The 18,517-nt window shown below is 40.4% G+C and carries 21 protein-coding genes; 9 read left to right on the forward strand and 12 right to left on the reverse strand.

Annotated elements, in window-relative coordinates:
• Nucleotides 1-8 precede the first annotated feature (8 nt).
• Nucleotides 9-824, reverse strand: a complete 816-nt coding sequence (panB, locus tag QE382_RS11910; protein WP_307186078.1) for a 3-methyl-2-oxobutanoate hydroxymethyltransferase — start codon at nucleotides 822-824, stop codon at nucleotides 9-11.
• 83 nt (nucleotides 825-907) lie between these two features.
• Here panB and QE382_RS11915 point away from each other — a divergent pair, with 83 nt between their 5' ends.
• Genes QE382_RS11915 through QE382_RS11940 form a run of 6 tightly spaced genes read left to right on the forward strand, consistent with a single transcriptional unit; the run spans nucleotide 908 to nucleotide 7,134 of the window.
• Nucleotides 908-1,651, forward strand: coding sequence for an RluA family pseudouridine synthase (locus QE382_RS11915; protein WP_307186079.1), 744 nt, complete (start codon nucleotides 908-910; stop codon nucleotides 1,649-1,651).
• Nucleotides 1,652-1,666: 15 nt separating this feature from the next.
• Nucleotides 1,667-2,257, forward strand: a complete 591-nt coding sequence (locus tag QE382_RS11920; protein ID WP_307186080.1) for a TlpA family protein disulfide reductase — start codon at nucleotides 1,667-1,669, stop codon at nucleotides 2,255-2,257.
• A gap of 24 nt (nucleotides 2,258-2,281) precedes the next feature.
• The gene (pyrF, locus tag QE382_RS11925; RefSeq protein ID WP_307186081.1) at nucleotides 2,282-3,118 is read left to right on the forward strand and encodes an orotidine-5'-phosphate decarboxylase; all 837 of its coding nucleotides are present in this window, start codon (nucleotides 2,282-2,284) and stop codon (nucleotides 3,116-3,118) included.
• Between the two features lie 42 nt (nucleotides 3,119-3,160).
• Nucleotides 3,161-4,711 (forward strand): glutamine-hydrolyzing GMP synthase, encoded by a 1,551-nt coding sequence (guaA, locus tag QE382_RS11930; protein ID WP_307186082.1) that lies wholly within the window; start codon nucleotides 3,161-3,163, stop codon nucleotides 4,709-4,711.
• Entirely contained in the window at nucleotides 4,668-5,951 is a 1,284-nt protein-coding gene (locus tag QE382_RS11935) for an ABC transporter substrate-binding protein (RefSeq protein WP_293884515.1), read from the forward strand. Before guaA ends, QE382_RS11935 begins: the two co-directional genes overlap by 44 nt.
• 7 nt (nucleotides 5,952-5,958) lie before the next feature.
• Nucleotides 5,959-7,134, forward strand: coding sequence for an RsmB/NOP family class I SAM-dependent RNA methyltransferase (locus QE382_RS11940; protein WP_307186083.1), 1,176 nt, complete (start codon nucleotides 5,959-5,961; stop codon nucleotides 7,132-7,134).
• A gap of 89 nt (nucleotides 7,135-7,223) precedes the next feature.
• Here QE382_RS11940 and QE382_RS11945 read toward each other — a convergent pair whose 3' ends face one another.
• Nucleotides 7,224-7,769 (reverse strand): universal stress protein, encoded by a 546-nt coding sequence (locus tag QE382_RS11945; protein WP_293884517.1) that lies wholly within the window; start codon nucleotides 7,767-7,769, stop codon nucleotides 7,224-7,226.
• Here QE382_RS11945 and QE382_RS11950 point away from each other — a divergent pair, their 5' ends adjacent.
• Complete coding sequence (locus tag QE382_RS11950) at nucleotides 7,770-8,543, forward strand: C40 family peptidase (protein WP_307186084.1); 774 nt, start codon at nucleotides 7,770-7,772, stop codon at nucleotides 8,541-8,543. It begins immediately after the preceding gene.
• A 59-nt stretch (nucleotides 8,544-8,602) separates the two neighbouring features.
• On the opposite strand, the gene QE382_RS11955 is transcribed toward QE382_RS11950, so the two are convergent.
• From QE382_RS11955 to QE382_RS11980, 6 genes are all read right to left on the reverse strand, one after another.
• Nucleotides 8,603-9,241 carry an outer membrane beta-barrel protein gene (locus tag QE382_RS11955; RefSeq protein ID WP_307186085.1) on the reverse strand — a complete coding sequence of 213 codons (639 nt, stop codon included), beginning with the start codon at nucleotides 9,239-9,241 and terminating at the stop codon, nucleotides 8,603-8,605.
• 308 nt (nucleotides 9,242-9,549) lie between these two features.
• Entirely contained in the window at nucleotides 9,550-10,704 is a 1,155-nt protein-coding gene (gene dnaJ, locus QE382_RS11960; RefSeq protein WP_307186086.1) for a molecular chaperone DnaJ, read from the reverse strand.
• A 10-nt stretch (nucleotides 10,705-10,714) separates the two neighbouring features.
• Nucleotides 10,715-11,266 (reverse strand): nucleotide exchange factor GrpE, encoded by a 552-nt coding sequence (locus QE382_RS11965; protein WP_307186087.1) that lies wholly within the window; start codon nucleotides 11,264-11,266, stop codon nucleotides 10,715-10,717.
• Nucleotides 11,267-11,418: 152 nt separating this feature from the next.
• Entirely contained in the window at nucleotides 11,419-12,099 is a 681-nt protein-coding gene (locus QE382_RS11970; protein WP_209580971.1) for a cell division ATP-binding protein FtsE, read from the reverse strand.
• A gap of 5 nt (nucleotides 12,100-12,104) precedes the next feature.
• Nucleotides 12,105-12,308 (reverse strand): fructose-6-phosphate aldolase, encoded by a 204-nt coding sequence (locus QE382_RS11975; protein ID WP_209580968.1) that lies wholly within the window; start codon nucleotides 12,306-12,308, stop codon nucleotides 12,105-12,107.
• A 55-nt stretch (nucleotides 12,309-12,363) separates the two neighbouring features.
• Nucleotides 12,364-13,377 (reverse strand): aldehyde dehydrogenase family protein, encoded by a 1,014-nt coding sequence (locus QE382_RS11980; protein WP_307186088.1) that lies wholly within the window; start codon nucleotides 13,375-13,377, stop codon nucleotides 12,364-12,366.
• A 156-nt stretch (nucleotides 13,378-13,533) separates the two neighbouring features.
• Between QE382_RS11980 and QE382_RS11985 the strand changes: the two genes are divergently transcribed.
• Nucleotides 13,534-13,884: a 4Fe-4S dicluster domain-containing protein gene (locus tag QE382_RS11985; RefSeq protein ID WP_209580961.1), complete on the forward strand. Its 351-nt coding sequence runs from the start codon at nucleotides 13,534-13,536 to the stop codon at nucleotides 13,882-13,884.
• 176 nt (nucleotides 13,885-14,060) lie between these two features.
• Entirely contained in the window at nucleotides 14,061-15,497 is a 1,437-nt protein-coding gene (locus tag QE382_RS11990) for a dicarboxylate/amino acid:cation symporter (RefSeq protein ID WP_307186089.1), read from the forward strand.
• 72 nt (nucleotides 15,498-15,569) lie between these two features.
• On the opposite strand, the gene QE382_RS11995 is transcribed toward QE382_RS11990, so the two are convergent.
• The 4 genes from QE382_RS11995 to QE382_RS12010 are packed head-to-tail and all read right to left on the reverse strand — an operon-like array spanning nucleotide 15,570 to nucleotide 18,464.
• Nucleotides 15,570-15,956: a YchJ family protein gene (locus QE382_RS11995; protein ID WP_307186090.1), complete on the reverse strand. Its 387-nt coding sequence runs from the start codon at nucleotides 15,954-15,956 to the stop codon at nucleotides 15,570-15,572.
• A 14-nt stretch (nucleotides 15,957-15,970) separates the two neighbouring features.
• Nucleotides 15,971-16,783 (reverse strand): methionine ABC transporter substrate-binding lipoprotein MetQ, encoded by an 813-nt coding sequence (metQ, locus tag QE382_RS12000; protein ID WP_307186091.1) that lies wholly within the window; start codon nucleotides 16,781-16,783, stop codon nucleotides 15,971-15,973.
• Nucleotides 16,784-16,798: 15 nt separating this feature from the next.
• Entirely contained in the window at nucleotides 16,799-17,452 is a 654-nt protein-coding gene (metI, locus tag QE382_RS12005) for a methionine ABC transporter permease MetI (protein ID WP_307186092.1), read from the reverse strand.
• Entirely contained in the window at nucleotides 17,445-18,464 is a 1,020-nt protein-coding gene (locus tag QE382_RS12010; RefSeq protein ID WP_307186093.1) for a methionine ABC transporter ATP-binding protein, read from the reverse strand. Before QE382_RS12010 ends, metI begins: the two co-directional genes overlap by 8 nt.
• Between the last annotated feature and the right edge of the window lie 53 nt (nucleotides 18,465-18,517).

Genomic DNA, 18,517 nt, shown 5'->3' on the forward strand with positions numbered 1-18,517 from the left:
TTTTCTATTTAGTATTGTTCGTCTTCGTTTGGGTATTTTACTGCTTTCACTTCAGCCACATAGTCGCTTACTGCGGTGATAATTTGCTCATGCAAGTTAGCAAAATGACGCATAAATTTAGGTTTGAAATCTGCATTCATGCCCAGCATATCGTTAATGACAAGTACCTGCCCGTCGCAATCCGCACCAGCACCGATACCTACGGTAGGAATTGTCAATGTTTCGGTTACTGCCTTGGCCAATTTTGCAGGTATCTTTTCCAACACAATGGCAAAACAGCCGGCGTCCTGTAAAGCAAGCGCATCTTCGATTAGTTTAGCTGCCTCTTGCTCTTCCTTCGCGCGGACACCAAAATTACCAAATTTGTTGATAGATTGGGGAGTGAGGCCCAGGTGACCACATACGGGAATACCTCCCGAAATGATTTTTTTAATGTTCGCTATGATTTCAAGTCCACCTTCCAGCTTCAGTGCGTGTGCACCAGATTCCTTCATCATACGGACGGCTGCGTTATAGGCCTCATCGGCAGATCCCTGATAAGATCCAAACGGCAAGTCTGCCAGCACCATGGCGCGCTGCGTGCCCCTTGCAACAGACGCCGCATGGTAAATCATATGATCAAGGGTAATAGGCAAGGTAGTTTCGTATCCAGCAAATACATTGGCGGCAGAATCTCCAATCAAAATAACATCAACACCAGCCTGATCGACCATTTTAGCCATGGAATAATCGTAGCTGGTCAGCATAGAAATCTTTTCCTGACGGTCTTTCATGGCTTGTAGCATGGCGGTGCTAACGCGTTTCATTTCTTTGTTTACAGACATCTTAACTTTTATTTTGTGTCCAAAAGTAAGCTTTTTATCATACATTGACCAATATTCTGCCTGGTGTTTTGTATTTTTGCCAAATGATACAAAATGAGAATCGTCTATTTAAATTTCCCAAATTTTCAGAATTAATCATTCATGAGGATGAAAATTTGATTGTTATCAATAAACCACCGTTTGTAGCTTCTTTGGATGAACGTGAGGGCGGAGAGGTCAATATCCTTCGATTGGCGAAAAAATACCATCCGGATGCGCAGGTGTGCCACCGTTTGGACAAAGAGACTTCGGGTATTTTATTAATTGCCAAAAACCCCGAAACGTATCGTTCAATTTCTATTGCATTTGAAAAAAGAAGAGTGAATAAGACCTACCATGCGATCATAGGCGGTACGCATACTTTTCAGAATTTACTGGTTGATTTACCGATCTTGAACCAGGGTAATAAAAATGTATCTATTGACCGTGCCAATGGCAAAGCAGCAGAAACCATTTTCAATTCGATCAAATATTACAAGAATTATACATTAGTGGAATGTAAACCCATTACCGGACGGATGCATCAAATCCGTATTCACCTCGCGACACAACATGCAGCAATTGTTGGCGACGATATGTATCGCGGCAAACCGGTCTATTTATCCCAAATCAAAAAACGAGGCTATACGTTGTCGAAAGATGAAGAAGAACAGCCTATCATGAAGCGTTTTGCGCTACATGCCAAACATATCGAATTCGAACTGAATGGAGTTAAAATGGTTTTCGATGCGCCCTATCCAAAGGATTTTGCGACATTATTGAAACTGTTAGATAAGTTTGATTCATAAATAGCCCGGTTACAGATGAATCCGAAGACAAAAAAAATAGTCGGAAACGTTGTATTTGTACTGGTTATTGGCTTGCTGATTTGGCCAACAAGTCGAAGTTATTTTCAGCAAGCCCTAATGAAAATAGGCTTCTTTAAACTAAAGTTAGAAGTTACGCCGGACGCTAAAAAATCTTTTGCGACTTCGCCCAGGTTAGGCACTGAGGTATCTTTTATAAACCAGCAAGGCGTGCCTGTAAAGGTGGCTGATCTCAGAGGAAAAGTGATTTTTATCAATTTTTGGGCAACTTGGTGTGCCCCTTGCCGGGCCGAAATGCCCTCGATTAACAAACTTTATAATACGTATAAGGATAACGCCCATGTTGTGTTTTTGATTGTTGAGGTAGAGGGTGATCGAGCGAAGGCCGAAGCGTTTATTAAGGGAGAGGGTTTGAACTTACCACTAAGCTTTCCAAACAGTGATATTCCAAAGGAGTGGCTTTCTGGGCCTATTCCAACAACGCTCATATTGGATAAGGAAGGAAATCTTGCCGCACGGCATGAAGGACTGGCTGACTATTCCACTCCAGAGGTGACCACATTTATTCAAGATTTAATCAATAAATAATTTTTTAAGATTTCTAAAATAAGCATGACAAGAGCAGAACTTATTCATCAAATAAAAGCGAAACGCTCATTTCTATGTGTCGGACTGGACACAGACCTAGCCAAAATCCCTGATCATCTTTTAGACGATGAGGATCCGATCTATAGCTTTAACAAAGCCATAATAGAAGCAACAGCTGATCTTTGTGTAGCCTACAAACCGAATATAGCATTTTATGAATGTTATGGAATAAAAGGTTGGCAATCGCTTCAAAAAACCTGGGCCGCCTTGCCAAAGGACTGTTTTAGTATTGCTGACGCAAAAAGAGGGGATATCGGTAATACATCCGGGCGTTACGCAATGGCATTTTTTGATGAAAAAGCTTCTGGTCTCGGATTCGATAGTATCACCATTGCCCCGTATATGGGCAAGGACTCGGTAACGCCGTTTTTGGAGTTTAAAGACAAATGGGCTATCGTGCTTGCTTTGACATCAAATGCGGGCAGCTTAGACTTTCAGAATTTTGAGAATAAAGAAGGGCTGCAATTGTTCGAACAAGTGATTGACAAAGTCAACACCTGGGGCACGCCAGAAAATATCATGTATGTGGTAGGAGCAACCCGAGGTGAAGGATTTATCAAAATTAGGGAGCATGCGCCAGATCATTTTTTATTGGTTCCGGGAGTGGGTGCTCAGGGGGGCTCGCTCGAAGATGTTTGTAAATTCGGTATGAACAAAGATTGTGGACTTTTGGTAAACAGCACAAGGGGCATTATCTATGCTTCGAAAGGGACTGATTTCGCTGAAAGAGCACGGCAGGAAGCCTTAATTCTTCAAAAAGAAATGGAAGTAGAGCTGTTAAAAGCGGGTATTATTTCCTGATTTGACATTTAATAATTCATTCGTAATACTTACCTTTGCAGCATGCCAGAAAAAATTATAATTCTAGACTTCGGGTCTCAATACACACAGTTGATCGCAAGACGTGTCAGAGAGCTAAATGTGTATTGTGAGATACACCCGTTCAATAAATTGCCAGATTTTGACGACACCGTAAAAGGTGTTATCTTTTCGGGCAGCCCTTATTCTGTTAGACAAGAAGATGCGCCACAAATTGATTTTGTCGCTATTCAGGATCGTTTCCCACTCTTAGGCGTATGTTACGGAGCCCAATACATTGCTCAAAAATCAGGCGGTGAAGTGTTACCTTCTGAAATTCGTGAATATGGTCGTGCAAATCTGCAGTTTGTCAATAGTGAGAATGAATTATTGGCAGGCATACCCACGCAGTCACAGGTATGGATGTCTCATGGCGATACCATTAAAGAAGTACCTGCAAATTTTGAAATTATAGCGAGTACAGATAAAGTTCGCGTAGCAGCGTATCAAGTGAAAGGTTCCCGTACCTACGGTATACAATTTCATCCAGAAGTAACCCATAGTACAGACGGTGCTATCGTATTAAAAAACTTTGTTGTCAATATCTGTGGTTGTGCACAGGAATGGACACCAGACGCTTTTGTAGAAACAACAGTATCTTCTTTGAAAGAGCAACTAGGTGATGATCATGTTATTATGGCTTTATCTGGCGGGGTAGATTCGACAGTTGCAGCGGTGTTATTGCATCAGGCAATCGGAAAGAAACTCCATTGTATCTTTGTGGATCATGGTTTGCTTCGTAAGGACGAATATGAGCAAGTATTGGATTCTTACAAAAATATGGGCTTAAATATCAAAGGAATCAATGCGAAAGATTTATTTTATGGTCGATTAGCTGGAGTTTCCGAGCCAGAAGAAAAACGCAAGATCATTGGTAATTCGTTTATTGATGTCTTCGATGAAGCAGCAAAAGAGATTCAAAAGGAATTGCCTGAAGGCATTGAAGCGAAGTGGTTAGGGCAAGGGACAATTTACCCTGATATCATCGAATCAGTTTCAGTGAAAGGGCCTTCGGCGACTATCAAATCACACCATAACGTTGGAGGCTTACCTGATTTTATGAAGCTGAAAGTTGTGGAACCACTTAAAACGTTGTTTAAAGATGAAGTCAGAAGAGTAGGGAAAGCGCTGGAAGTTGATCAGTCAATTTTGGGCAGGCATCCATTTCCTGGTCCGGGCTTGGCAATTCGTATTTTGGGTGATATTACACCCGAGCGTGTACGTATTGTGCAAGAGGCTGATGCGATCTTCATCAATAATCTGAAAGAATCCGGTTGGTATGACAAAGTATGGCAGGCAGGCACAATTTTCTTACCCGTCCGTTCAGTAGGCGTAATGGGTGATGAGCGCACTTACGAGCACGTCGTTAGTTTGCGCGCGGTGGGTTCGCTAGATGGAATGACTGCGGATTGGATACATTTACCATATGATCTGTTGGCAAAGATTTCAAATGAAATTATCAACCATGTGAAAGGAATAAACAGAGTTGTGTATGATATCAGTTCAAAACCACCCGCTACAATTGAGTGGGAATAAAATATGGGTTGCGGCGCTTGTAGCGTTATGCCTTGCCAGCTGTACAACCAAAAAAAGCACAGTATTGCGTTCGCCGTCCTCTGGTCATGGCGAACAGCAAACTGCTGTTACTAAACCTCCTGTTGACAAAGAAAGTACCATTACCAAGATGGGCGATACCCAACGTGTCAATGGCTATGCTGTGAAAAATAATCGCATCGCACTGCTGTTGCCGTTCGAGTTAAGTAATATTGCAGGTACAGTTAAGAAGGAAGACGTGGAGCGCTCTTCCTTGGCGCTGGATTTTTATCAGGGATTTCAGTTAGGTCTTGACAAAATTGCGAAGGAAGGTGCCTTGTTCGATTTGCAGGTGATTGATTCCCGAGACAATGTTGCGTATAATGCAACATTGGGTACAGCGGTCAATGTCAAAGATGCTGTGCTCGTGGTGGGACCCGTATATCCGCGTGAGATTAAGAGCTTTGGGCAGACCTTTGCAAACAAGAACGTTCTACAGGTTTCTCCATTAGCAGCAACCATGGCTTCTGAATTTAGCCTCCCCAATTTGGTTTCGATAACACCATCTATTCGTACACACGCCGAAACATTGGCGAAGTATGTTGCAGAGCAATATTATAATGGGGATCAGATTGTTATTTATGATGCTGGGGATGATGACAGCAAACAGTTTTTGATCAATTTTGCAAACGAGATTACCAAAGCTAACCCGCAGGCTAAAGTAAAAACGGTTATGAGCATCAATGAGCTTAATAACAGTCTTGTGTTGGCAGGCACCAATCATATCATTTCAGGGACTGCCAATAAAAATTTAGTAAAGGGCCTTTTGGATGCTATGGATGAACGCTTTCTGAATCCAGGTAATCAGTTTAAATTATATGGACACCCCAACATGGCCAAGCTTTCGTTTGAGAATTTCGAAAACATGGATTTTTACGCATTGACCATTACTTCTTCCAACTTGGTCGATGAGACGGATGGAGATACCAAAAAGTTTATTGGAAATTACAAGGCTGCTTATAAAGTTGATCCGTCCGAGTTTTCTTACAAAGGGTATGACGCGGCATTGTATTTTGGTCGATTGATACATCAGTATGGAGTGGATTATGTCAGCCGAATGACGCAGGAAAAGTTTTCGGGATTGAATAGCGATTACAGATTTGAATTTTACCCAAAATGGGGCTATGCAAACAGATCGTTGGGCATGTTGGTCTATCACGATAAAAAATTTGAAAGAAAATAATCTTTGAATGGCTGAATTCAGTGAAAAACGTGTTCATCAGCAAATACGTAATTTTGAGCGAGCAATGGATGGTTTTGAAGCTGATCAACCATTTTCACGTTATTTAACAACTTTTTTTAAGCTAAATAGACAAATGGGATCTTCAGACCGAAAGGCCGTCTCCCGTTTGTGCTATAATTATTTCCGTCTAGGGACTGCAGCTCCGCAGTTATCGCAACAACGTAGGTTGGTACTCGCCGAATTTTTATGCGAACAGGAAAGCCCCTTGGTGGCGGTTCTTGAACCTGCTTACGCCGATAAACTCCATCTTTCAATCCGTGACAAAATTACATTTTTGGAGTCCGAAGGCTTTTTTAAATTGGAAGACCTATTTCCTTTTACGGAGCATATTTCTGAAAAAGTGAATTTAACTGCCTTTTTGGAAAGTCAGTGTATTCAGCCCTATTTATATATTCGGGTAAAACGAGGAAAGACAAATTTCGTGCGCGCCATTTTAGATGGTAGTCAGATTCCCTATACCACTATCGGCGAGCAGACCATTGCCTTAAATAATGGTACTTCCTTACAGCGATTTGATGCCTTAGATGGCATTATTGAAGTACAAGATCTTTACTCGCAACGTACGTTAGCGTATATGGAGCCAGGAGAAAATGAATCCTGGTGGGATACATGTGCAGCTTCAGGTGGCAAATCTCTTTTATTGATGGATGCTTGTCCCACCGTAAATTTGTTGGTGTCGGATATTCGTATGAGCATTCTTCGGAATCTCGATGAGCGTTTTGATCGTGCTGGAATAAAGCATTATCGCAAGAAAATAATTGATCTTGCCAAAGATACTTTTCCGCTCCTTGGAAGCGAACGATTTGATGGAGTATTATTGGACGCACCGTGTAGTGGATCGGGGACTTGGGGGCGTACACCCGAAATGATTCGGCATTTTAGGGCTGATAAGATTGGCGAATTCAATGCACTACAAAAAAATATTGCAAGTAATGTAGTAGGACATGTTAAAGTGGGAAAGCCTTTGATTTATATAACCTGCTCCATTTTTAAAGCGGAAAATGAAGATGTGGTCAATTACATTGTGGATAATTTTGGTTTTGAAATAGCACGCATGGATTATCTGGAAGGGTATACCGAAAAGGCCGATAGCATGTTTGTCGCGCGTTTGATAAAAACGTAATTTCTGATCGTAGAAAGCATATAGGCTATTTTTTCCAAACGGAAAAAATAGCCTTTTTCATGACTATAAATGTTTTTTTGTTGTATTCGTCAGTCACATTTACTGGGGATCACCAGCACCGGGCATGTGGATTTACGAATAACCGATTCAGAGACAGAACCAGATATAAAATGATCAAAACCGGTCCGCCCGTTAGACCCCATGATAATCAGATCGGCAGACCATTCGTGCGATGCAGCCAGAATTTCTTCTTTAATAGATCCTATTCGATTAAACAAATAGACCTCACCAGCACCAGTAAACTCGCGGCTTATCTTCTCAAGATACTTTTGCGCATTGTCCTGTTCCATTTCCGAAACCTCCGGAACGATGATAGGCTGCTGCCCCAATAAGGGATCTGCGCCAAAATTGGCAGGAGAAGTAGGGGGGATAACGGTGACAAGTGCTACGGAGGCTCCAAATACTTGGGCCATTTCTTTCGCATAATGTATTGCCTTTTCAGCGCATGGCTCGTCGTCAACAGCGACTAATATCCTTTTGAATTTTGAATTTGTATTCTCCATATCTGCTATTATTAATTTATCTTCGTCATATAATATATAATCATAGATTGGACGATTTTGTTTTATTAGCATATGAAATATGGTATTTGTACACTTGCTCTCGTACCGTTACGTCTAGAACAGGCACATCGTAGCGAGATGGTTTCTCAGGTATTGTTTGGAGAGCTTTTTGAAATCGTGGACGAGCAGGCGGATTGGACATCAATACGCTTATTGGAAACGGATTATTTGGGTTGGATTCAAAACGGGCAGTTTCAGCAACTCACCGACTTGGATAGGCAACATTATCTGAATGGAGAACCTACTATCGTTGGCCGTGAGGGTGGAGTTCTTTTTAACGATACAACACAATTGCAGCTCTGTCATGGCACCAAGCTTTATCTTAATGCAGGGAACCGGATTAATCTGCCACTATTGGACTTGACTTATCAGGGTAGCATAAATTTATTTTCGAAGGAATTAGTCGAAAGTGAGCTCCAGCAACTCGCTTTGAGTTACAAAGATGTACCATATTTGTGGGGCGGCCGTTCGGAGTGGGGAATTGACTGCTCGGGTTTCTCGCAATTGATTTATAGGTGTTTCGATTTATCTTTACCACGGGATGCTTACCAGCAGGCAGAGATAGGGCAGACTGTAGACTTTGTTTCGGAAATACAGGTAGGGGATTTGGCATTTTTTGACAATGCGCAAGGTAGGATTACTCACGTAGGCATTATGCTGGATCGCGATACGATTATCCATGCTTCTGCAAAAGTCCGCGTGGACCGGATGGATTCAGCAGGTATTTTTAATGCAGAACTGAATTGCTATACACACAAACTCCGCATTGTTAAACGGTATAATTAGCATAACAAAGGGCGATAAAATAGTTTATCGCCCTTCTTTTTCTATGTTTTTCGTTGAGACTAGAATTTGAATGTCAAACCAAATTTAGCAGTATCAAAGAAGTTATTAAAGCTATTGATGTTTGCATTAAATTCATTAGATGATTTAGCACCATCAACATCAACTTTTGAAGTTTTGAACGACAATAAGTCAGTTAGACCAAAATTGATCGCAATCTTAGGTGTCACAAAATAGTTGATCCCCAAACCAGCGTTCGCACCGAAACCTTTTGTTTTAGCGATATCAGTTGTGGTAGTTCCATTATTGATTTTTCCATCTTCTTGCGCATAACCAGCACCAAGTTGTGCATACGTTTTGAATCTTGAACCTAACTCAAGGAAGTAGTAACGTCCAAATGCACCTATACCGAATTGGTTGTTTTTTACATAGGATTCATTCGACTGATCTACGTTCTTTGTAGCTTTTTCATTACCAACGTTCACATCTAAACCAACAGCGATCTTGTCAGAAACAAAGTAACCAACAGAAGGGTTGAAGTTAAATGAATTTGTCTTTGTTTGATTAGTCTTGTCGTTTGAAGTATTAGCGGATAGGTTACCTTCAACAATAACATCGCTCTTTTTGAATCCGAATTCTTGTGCTTGTGAAGCCAATGTCAAACCAGCTACAGCTGCTAATGTTAGTAAAACTTTTTTCATGTCTTTTTTATTTAAAAGTTGTTTTAATATGTCAGTGTTTAATTCCTGACTTTTTAAATTTGTTAGTCAAATATCGAAATCCTATTCCATAGTTTTGTCACTGGATTGTCTATATATTTGTTATAATCGTAAATTATAGTGGATCAATGCCTTAAAATTTGTTATAATTTTATTTTTACTGTTTCTATTTAACGATAATGATATTAATCTGACTTTTTGTTTTTAATTGTCAATTTTAAGTAAGAAGATAAAAAAAAGCCATTTGTCAAGTACTGACAAATGGCTTTTTTTCATTATAAAATTAAATTTTATTCGAAATATTCTTTAATTCGTTCGAAGAATGATTTTTCACTTTTACCTGGTTGAGGTTTGAAGTTTGGTGATTCTTTCAGTTTGTTCAGTAATTCTTTTTCTTCAGTAGACACAGCTTTTGGCGTCCAAATATTAACATATACAAGCTGGTCTCCCTTATGGTAAGAATTAACTTCAGGAATACCTTTTCCTTTTAACCGTAAAATTTTACCACCTTGTGTGCCGGGTTCAATTTTGATTTTCGCTTTTCCGTCTATTGTCGGAACTTCCACGCTGGTCCCTAACGTAGCATCTACAAAATTAATATAGAGATCATAGATGACATTGAGTCCGTCGCGTTTTAAACTCTCGTGTGCAATTTCTTCAATCAATATAATTAAATCTCCTGGTACACCACCACGTGGGGCTGCATTTCCCTTTCCGCTCATGGATAGTTGCATGCCTTCACTTACGCCTGCCGGGATATTGATGGAGATTGTTTCCTCGCCACGTTCAAGACCTTCACCTCGACACGTTGTACATTTTGCTGTAATTTCTACACCTTCACCATTACAGGTAGGACAGGTGCTTGTAGTTTGCATTTGTCCTAAAATCGTATTGGTAACTCGTCTAACTGATCCCGATCCACCACAGGTTTTACAGGTATGGAAAGAAGATTTATCTTTGGCACCCGATCCGTCACAGGTATGACAGACGACTTGTTTGTTGACTTTTACCTTTTTCTCAACGCCTTTGGCGATTTCCTCAAGTGTTAACTTGACTTTTATGCGTAAGTTGCTTCCTCTTGCTACACGGCGTCCGCCACGCTGGCCACCGCCACCGCCAAAGAAACTTTCAAAGGGATGTCCTCCACCGAAGATATCACCAAATTGACTGAATATGTCATCCATATTCATGCCACCGCCACCGCCGAAACCACCACTGGCAGAATTACCAGCATGGCCAAACTGGTCATAACGTTGACGTTTCTGTGGATTGCTCAAGATATCGTATGCCTCAGCAGCTTCCTTAAACTTTTCCTCAGCCTCATGGTCACCAGGATTTTTGTCCGGGTGATACTTTATCGCTAGCTTGCGATACGCTGATTTAATCTCCTTCTCGTCCGCTGATCGCGAGACACCAAGTATATCGTAATAATCTCTTTTTGACATCGTCTTAATATTATTGACCTATAACTACCTTTGCGTGACGGATAACTTTGTCACCTAAGTAGTAACCTTTTTCGATCACGTCCACCACTTTATTCTTTAATTCTTCTGTAGCGGCAGGTATTGCTGTGATAGCCTCTTGTAATTCAGGATCGAAATCTTGGTCTTTAACGTCCATTTCCTTTAATCCTAATTGCGATAATGTTTGTCTGAATTTATTGTTGACAATATCCATTCCCGTTTTGACCGATTCAACATCAGTTGCAGTTTGCATGGCTGTTAATGCTCTGTCAAAATCATCCAATGTAGGTAACAGCTTGCTGATGACATCTTTTCCAGCTGATTGAATCAATTCAACACGTTCTTTGCTTGTACGTTTTCTATAATTGTCAAATTCGGCAGATAGACGAATGTACTTATCCTTTGCCTCTGCCAATTCTGCAGCCAGTTTATCTTCAGTAGACAGTTCTTCTGCTAGATTATCAGCAGGTAGTTCTTGTTGTTCAGAAGAATTCGTTTCTACTGGATCTTGGCTTTCATCGTAATAATTATCTTGCTCATTCATATCTTCAATGCTAAAATTAGATTCAAAAATTTACTCTATGCTTCGTTTGTCAAAGTTTTTGCCAAACAATAAAATTCCGACAGCTTGTCAGAATTTATTAAAAAAGCCTAACAATTTGTCGGAATCGGTATTTTTATATGTCAGTTTTCCGCCTAGATACTGACATTGTCCTGTAATATACCATCGCCGGTTTTAATGATACGCGAAGGCATATTGCGGATAATGGTATAATCGTGTGTCGCCATCAATATAGCTGTTCCTGAGCTGGCAATGTCTCTTAGCAATAAGACAATTTCTTCAGACGTTGCAGGGTCTAGGTTACCTGTTGGCTCATCTGCTAAAATAATTTCTGGATTATTTAACAAGGCACGGGCAATCACAATACGTTGCTGTTCACCGCCGGAAAGTTCATGAGGCATTTTCTTTAATTTGGAGCGAAGTCCAACTTTTTCCAAAACGTCCAATATACGGCTATCGATCATTTTTTTGTCCTTCCAACCTGTTGCTTTAAGGGCAAATTCGAGGTTTTTCTCGATACTTCGATCCGATAAAAGATGAAAGTCCTGAAAAACGATTCCCAGTTTTCTACGCAGGTAAGGTACATCATTTTCGTGCAGTTTTTTTAAATCAAAACCAGCGATCATGCCCTCTCCATTCCCGATGTATAAGTCGCCGTAAATTATCTTTAACAAGCTACTCTTTCCACTACCGGACTGACCGATAAGGTAGATAAACTCGCCTTTGCCGATATTTAAATTTACATTAGACAATACCAAATGTTTCTGTTGGAAGATGTCAACGTTTTTTAATGTAATAACTTTATTTTCAATCATGGAAGCTAAAATTCTAATTTTTTAATTTGTCCAAAAGGCATTTCTCTAACCAGTTGCATGATATACGCTGCCTTTTCTCCTAATCCGATCTTATCAAGTGATTTGTCCGGTCGGTCGACTCTAAAATATGCAAGCAAGGTGAAGGCATCATCTCTTAGTTGTACATAATCAGGGATTTTGGCGACACCTTTTACTTTAATGATATACATAGATTCAAAGTTAGTATTTTTAATGCAATTTCTTTACTACGAATTTAAAGGAAGCTTAACGGTTGGCAAATAGAAAATCGAGCGTATTCACCCCATCAGCGTAATCGTCCAGCGATGGACACTGGCTTTCGCCAAAATGAAATAGGGGAGACGGCACTGTTAATGCCATTTCGGATACAATGCATTGAATGTTTTCTTGCGCTAATGTGAGTTTATTTTCGACTTCAGCAACTGTTTCATAGGTTTCATAATAAACCACGGCGAGGGGAGAAGCTGTTTTCTCGTCTTCTTTGAGCAATAAAAATCCATTATCAAAATGCTTGTCGCCATTGATCAGATAGATGGATTTGTTGTAATCGTAATTGTTGGTATATTTAAAATGCGCTGTCACATCATTGAATACCGATATACCCTCAAAAAAATGCGCTATTGGGTAATCTTTTGGTATAAATAGTTTGGATATAGAGCGGCAACCCAGTCCAAAATAATCGAAAATATCATGACCGAGGGCTTCTAGCTGGCTAGGAGATTCCGCTCCCCCCAACACAGCAACACTATTTCGATTACGGCGGATAATATGTGGCTTGGTACCAAAGTAGTAATCGAAATAGCGGGCGCTATTGTTGGATCCCGTTGCGATGACCAAGTCGAAATCTTTTAATCGGTCAACAATTTCAAAAGCATCGCCAAAATACGGGTCAATTTTATGCAGCAGACCCAGTACATAGGCCGTCAGTCCCGCATCGTCAGATGATACTTTTATCTTGGCTTTAAAGCCACTGATCAAAACAGCGAGGATATCATGGAATCCGACTAAAGGTATATTGCCGGCAAGAATTAATCCTACAGTTTTTGTTGAATGTATATCTGGGTATGGCGCCAGCCAATGCGTAAGTTTCTCTATGGTAAGATTTTGTGCAATTGCCTGCAGCGCGCGTTCAACATTTTGTGGGGTATACCAGGGGTTTTTATGTTGGGCAGATTGGATGATCTGACTGGATTCTTCAGATGGCAGTTGAAGCTGCTCGCCTAATTTTACAAATGCATTTATTCGTTGTTCCTTTGTCAAAATATTAAAATTTTAAAAGATGAATACACAAATTTGTGTTATATTTGTGCTGTTAACATTAATCAACGTGAATCAACTAGCCTTATTGTACAATTCGACTTTGTTTCATATTGATAATGCAAAAATAGTTTATTTATCATAATTGTGAGGTTATAAATGGCGATTAAAATTACAGACGAATGCATTAACTGTGGTGCTTGCGAACCGGAATGCCCAAATAATGCAATATACGATGCTGGTGTAACTTGGAAATTCTCAGATGGGACGGCTTTGGACGGGATTATTGATTTTGGCGACGGTGTTACACTCGATGCCAATGAGTCTCAGGAAGCAATCTCAAATGAAGTCTATTATATTGTTTCGGACAAATGTACAGAATGTGTAGGTTTCCATGATGAGCCTCAATGTGCAGCGGTTTGCCCTGTAGATTGTTGTGTGGATGACGAAGATGTGCGTGAATCTAACGACGAGCTTTTAGCAAAAAAATCTTGGTTACACGCGGAATAAGTTTATTGCTCCGTAAAAAATATTGGGCAGGAGAAGAAATTTTCCTGCCTTTTTTTGTGGGCTCGAATTTAGAGGATTCGATATTTTGTTGCGAAACATGGCTATTTGGAATAATAATATTTGCAAAAGCATAGTATTTTTTTATTTTTGTTCTTTTGACCATTAAAATCTTTTAAATGTTAAAAACCAAAATAGGGTTGATGACCCTAATCACAGTTACATTAGCTTGTATCATTGCTGTATTATACGAATTTGATGTTGTAGGCTTTTCCCATGAATTTCTGATGGCTGTCCGTTGGATAGTTGCTACCGTTTTGGTTGTCAATGCGCTCTTTAAGAAAAATTTGACTACCTGGATTTTGACCTGTATGATTATCGGGATCTTCGTTGGGTTGGATTTTCCAAATCTGGCAATTTCCTTGCAACCTTTAAGTAAAGGATTTATCAAATTGGTCAAGACAATTGTTGGACCGATTCTCTTTGCTACCCTTGTTTATGGAATTGCAGGACATTCCGATTTGAAGCAAGTGGGACGTATGGCATGGAAATCTATGTTGTATTTCTTCTGTGCAACAACCTGCGCTATTTTTATCGGTTTAGGTGCTATTAATCTGACTCGGGCAGGCGTGGGGGTTGATGTTGCCCATATGCCGCATGAAGAACTTCCTGCTCCCAAAGAAAGTATGGATGAGCATATTCTCAAAACACTTCCTGACCATGTGCATCCCGTTTATAAATTCACTTCTTTTATACGTGACCTGTTTCCAGAAAACATTGTAAAATCTGTGGCTGATAATCAGGTTTTGCAGATTGTAGTCTTTTCGGTTTTATTCGGTATCGGATTAGCGATGGTGGATGAAAAGAAGCGTAAACCTTTGGTAGATTTTACCGAGAGCATGTCTGAAGCGATGTTTAAATTTACAAACATCATTATGTATTTTGCCCCAATAGGGGTTGGGGCGGCTATGGCCTATACCGTAGGGCATCTTGGTGTCGATATCTTGAAGAATCTCTTCATGTTATTGGCTACGCTTTATTTCGCTTTGATCTGCTTTTTATGTCTGGTACTTCTCCCTGTCGCGCTTTACTTGAAAATCCCTGTCAAACGGTTTATCAATGCAATTAAAGAACCTGTTTCAATTGCATTTGCGACAACGAGTTCAGATGCTGCGTTACCGAAAGCAATGAGTGCGATGGAAAAATTTGGTGTCCCCCGTAAAATTGTGTCATTTGTCATTCCTACCGGATATAGCTTTAATCTGGATGGCACATCCCTTTACCTGTCATTGGCAGCAATTTTCGTGGCCCAGGCTGCAGGGATACATTTGTCGTTTGGCCATCAACTAATGATTGCCTTTACATTGATGATCACATCAAAGGGCGTTGCCGCCGTTCCAAGAGCTTCATTAATTATTTTGATTGCTACAGCTGATCAGTTTGGATTGCCTACATTTGTTATTGCTGCAATTTTGGGTATTGATGAATTGATGGACATGGCCCGCACCTCGGTAAATGTTGTGGGAAACTGTCTTGCAACGGTTGTTGTGGCTAAATGGGAAGGAGAGTTTGATGAAGAAGCCCCTTATCGCGAAGATACAGAAGAACTGGTCTAGAAAAGTATAGGGACTGGTAAACTAGTCTACTACTAAAAAAGGCAGTTTTAACCTTAGTTAAAACTGCCTTTTTTAGTATTTCACTGTGCCCTCTACATAATACCAGAGGTCACCTTGTTTTTTGAAGGTAGACTTTTCATGGTGAACTTGCACTTGCATCTGTGCATCGAGATAATGTGCTTCGAACTCAACGGTATGGAGCGTAGATTTAAGAATATGAAGCTGCATCCATTTGTTCTCCACTGCCCATTGTCCGATGGCCTGTTTATTTTGGAACCTCCTTGTTGAGGGATGAAATGTATGGTATAAAAAATCGATTTCTTTTTTTACAAACGCACTATAACGAGCGCGCATTAACGCCTCTGCCGTATTGGCCTTGGCATGGAAACGATGTACTTGTTGGCAGCATTCAGCATAGGTAATGCCCGTTCCACAGGGGCATAAATCGACTGATTCCATCACTTTTTTAAATTTTACCAGCCTTTAATCGCACCATTTTTAAATACCTTTTTAGCCGTTGCTTCTACTTCGGGCGACTGATAAGCTTGAATAAACTGTTGTATCTTCTCATCGTTTTTATTGTCTGCGCGGGCAACAATCAGATTCACATAAGGAGATTCCTTGTCTTCTGTAAACAAACCCTGTTTTTCTGGATCCAGTCCAGCTTGAGCGGCAAAACTATTGTTGATGATGGCAACCGTCACTTGCGGATCATCAAGAACGCGGGGCAGCTGCGGAGCTTCCATTTCGATGATTTTAATCTGTTTGGGGTTGCTCACGATATCGGTTACTTTAGGCTGTATACCTACATTTTCTTTTAGACCGATAATGCCTTCTCGTTGGAGAAGCAACAGTGAGCGTCCGCCATTGGTGGGATCATTAGGGATAGCTATAACTGCACCAGGCTGTAAAGCAGTGATCGTTTTTATTTTGTTTGAATAGGCAACTATGGGAAATACAAAGGTATTTCCAACGATGGTTAGTTTAGTGAAACCGCGTTGTTTGGATTGCTCCTGTAAGTAGGGCTGATGCTGAAATACGTTCACATCGATATCACCCTGATTTAATGCCTCATTCGGAACCACATAGTCATTGAATGCCACCAACTCCACATCGAGATTAAACTTTTCTTTCGCAACCTTCTTAGCCGTTTCTGCAAGCTCTTTTTCCGGTCCTGACACCACACCCACTTTAAGGATATGTTCTTTTTTTTCTTTGTTATTGCATGCCACAACCGTGAGGAGACTGAGGGCTAAGATTACAAATGCATAGTTCAATTTTTTCATATCATCCAATTTATGTTATCGATGGTTTACTTTTTTTGAGATGTAATCTCCTGTGTATTGCAACAGGAATACGATTAAAATTAATAAAATTAAAACAGAATTCATGATAAAAGTATCGTATCCGACATAACCATACTGATAACCAATCTGTCCCAGTCCACCAGCACCTACAGCGCCACCCATTGCCGAGTAACCAACAAGAGTGATCAACGTAATTGTTGCATTGTTTACCAGCGATGGTAGAGCCTCGGGAAGCAAAACTTTAAAAATCACCTGTTTTGCGTTTGCGCCCATTGCTCTTGCGGCCTCAATCAGGCCATTCGGAATTTCAAGTAGACTATTTTCCACAAGTCGTGCAATAAAAGGCGCCGCACCTATACTCAATGGAACCAGTGCCGCGGACATCCCGATTGATGTCCCTACGATATGACGTGTAAACGGAATCATCCATACAATAAGTATGATGAATGGGATAGACCTAAAAATATTCACGAACAAGGATATGAGTTGGTGCATACCTTTGTTTTCGAGCAACTGATGTTCTCGGGTTAAGAAAAGATATATTCCAAGTGGTAGCCCTAGTAAAAACCCAAAGAAGCCCGACAGAAAAGTCATGGCTAAGGTCTCTAAAGTACCTGATAACAGCAGTGTAAATACCTGATCAGACATAGCCTAATATTTTTGTTTGTGCGTGTTTTTCTTTTAAGAAAGATAGACTGTTTGTTATATTTTCTTGTTCTCCGGATAGTTCAGCCAATATAACACCAAATTTTAGTTCACCAATATAGTCGATTTGTGCCGTAATAATATTTGTTTTAACGCCAAATTTGTGTTCCAGCTGCGCTATAAAAGAGATGGATTCTTCATTTGAAGTGAGGTAGATTTCTACCAGTGGATTCCCCATAGTTTTCAATCGTTCCTGAAAACTCAGCGGAATTTCCACTTCAAGTGAAGATTGAATAAAATTCTTGGTGGTCATTTCTTTTGGATTGGCAAATATTGCCTCTACCGGGCCTGTTTCGATCAGTCTTCCCTGGTCTAATACGGCCACCTGATCACAGACACTTTTTATAACATCCATTTCGTGTGTAATCAGCAATATTGTCAGGTCAAGTTGCTTATTTATTTTTTTTAGCAGCTTGAGGATGGATTTTGTTGTCGCTGGATCGAGCGCGCTTGTGGCCTCGTCGCAAAGAAGGATGTAGGGGTCGTTGGCTAAGGCTCTTGCAATGGCAACGCGCTGCTTTTGACCGCCTGAAAGATTCGCAGGATAAACCTCGGCCTTGTCTTCCAATCCTACCAAGTGCAGTAGTTCTAGCACCTTTTGACGGATAAAATCTTTTGATTTTCCCTCCAGTTCAAGTGGAAATGATATGTTTTCATATACCGTTCTTGAAGATAAGAGATTGAAATGCTGAAAAATCATTCCAATTTTTCTCCTTTTTAGCATAAGACTACTGGCTGATAGCGACATCAAGTCTTCCTTTTCTATCATTACTTGACCACAATCTGGTCTTTCCAGCAGGTTGACACAGCGGATTAATGTACTTTTTCCAGCCCCAGAGGCACCTATAACGCCGAAAATTTCCCCCTTGCCAATAGACAGTGAGACATCTTTTAAGGCATCAATACGCGCGGCTTTTACTTCAAACGATTTGGATATGTTGTTTAGTTGAATCATTGACTCTGTCAGGAGTTAAATGTTTTATTTGGACAAATGTATGATGATGCCAT

The sequence above is a fragment of the Sphingobacterium zeae genome (assembly GCF_030818895.1).
GTDB classification, from domain to species: domain Bacteria; phylum Bacteroidota; class Bacteroidia; order Sphingobacteriales; family Sphingobacteriaceae; genus Sphingobacterium; species Sphingobacterium zeae.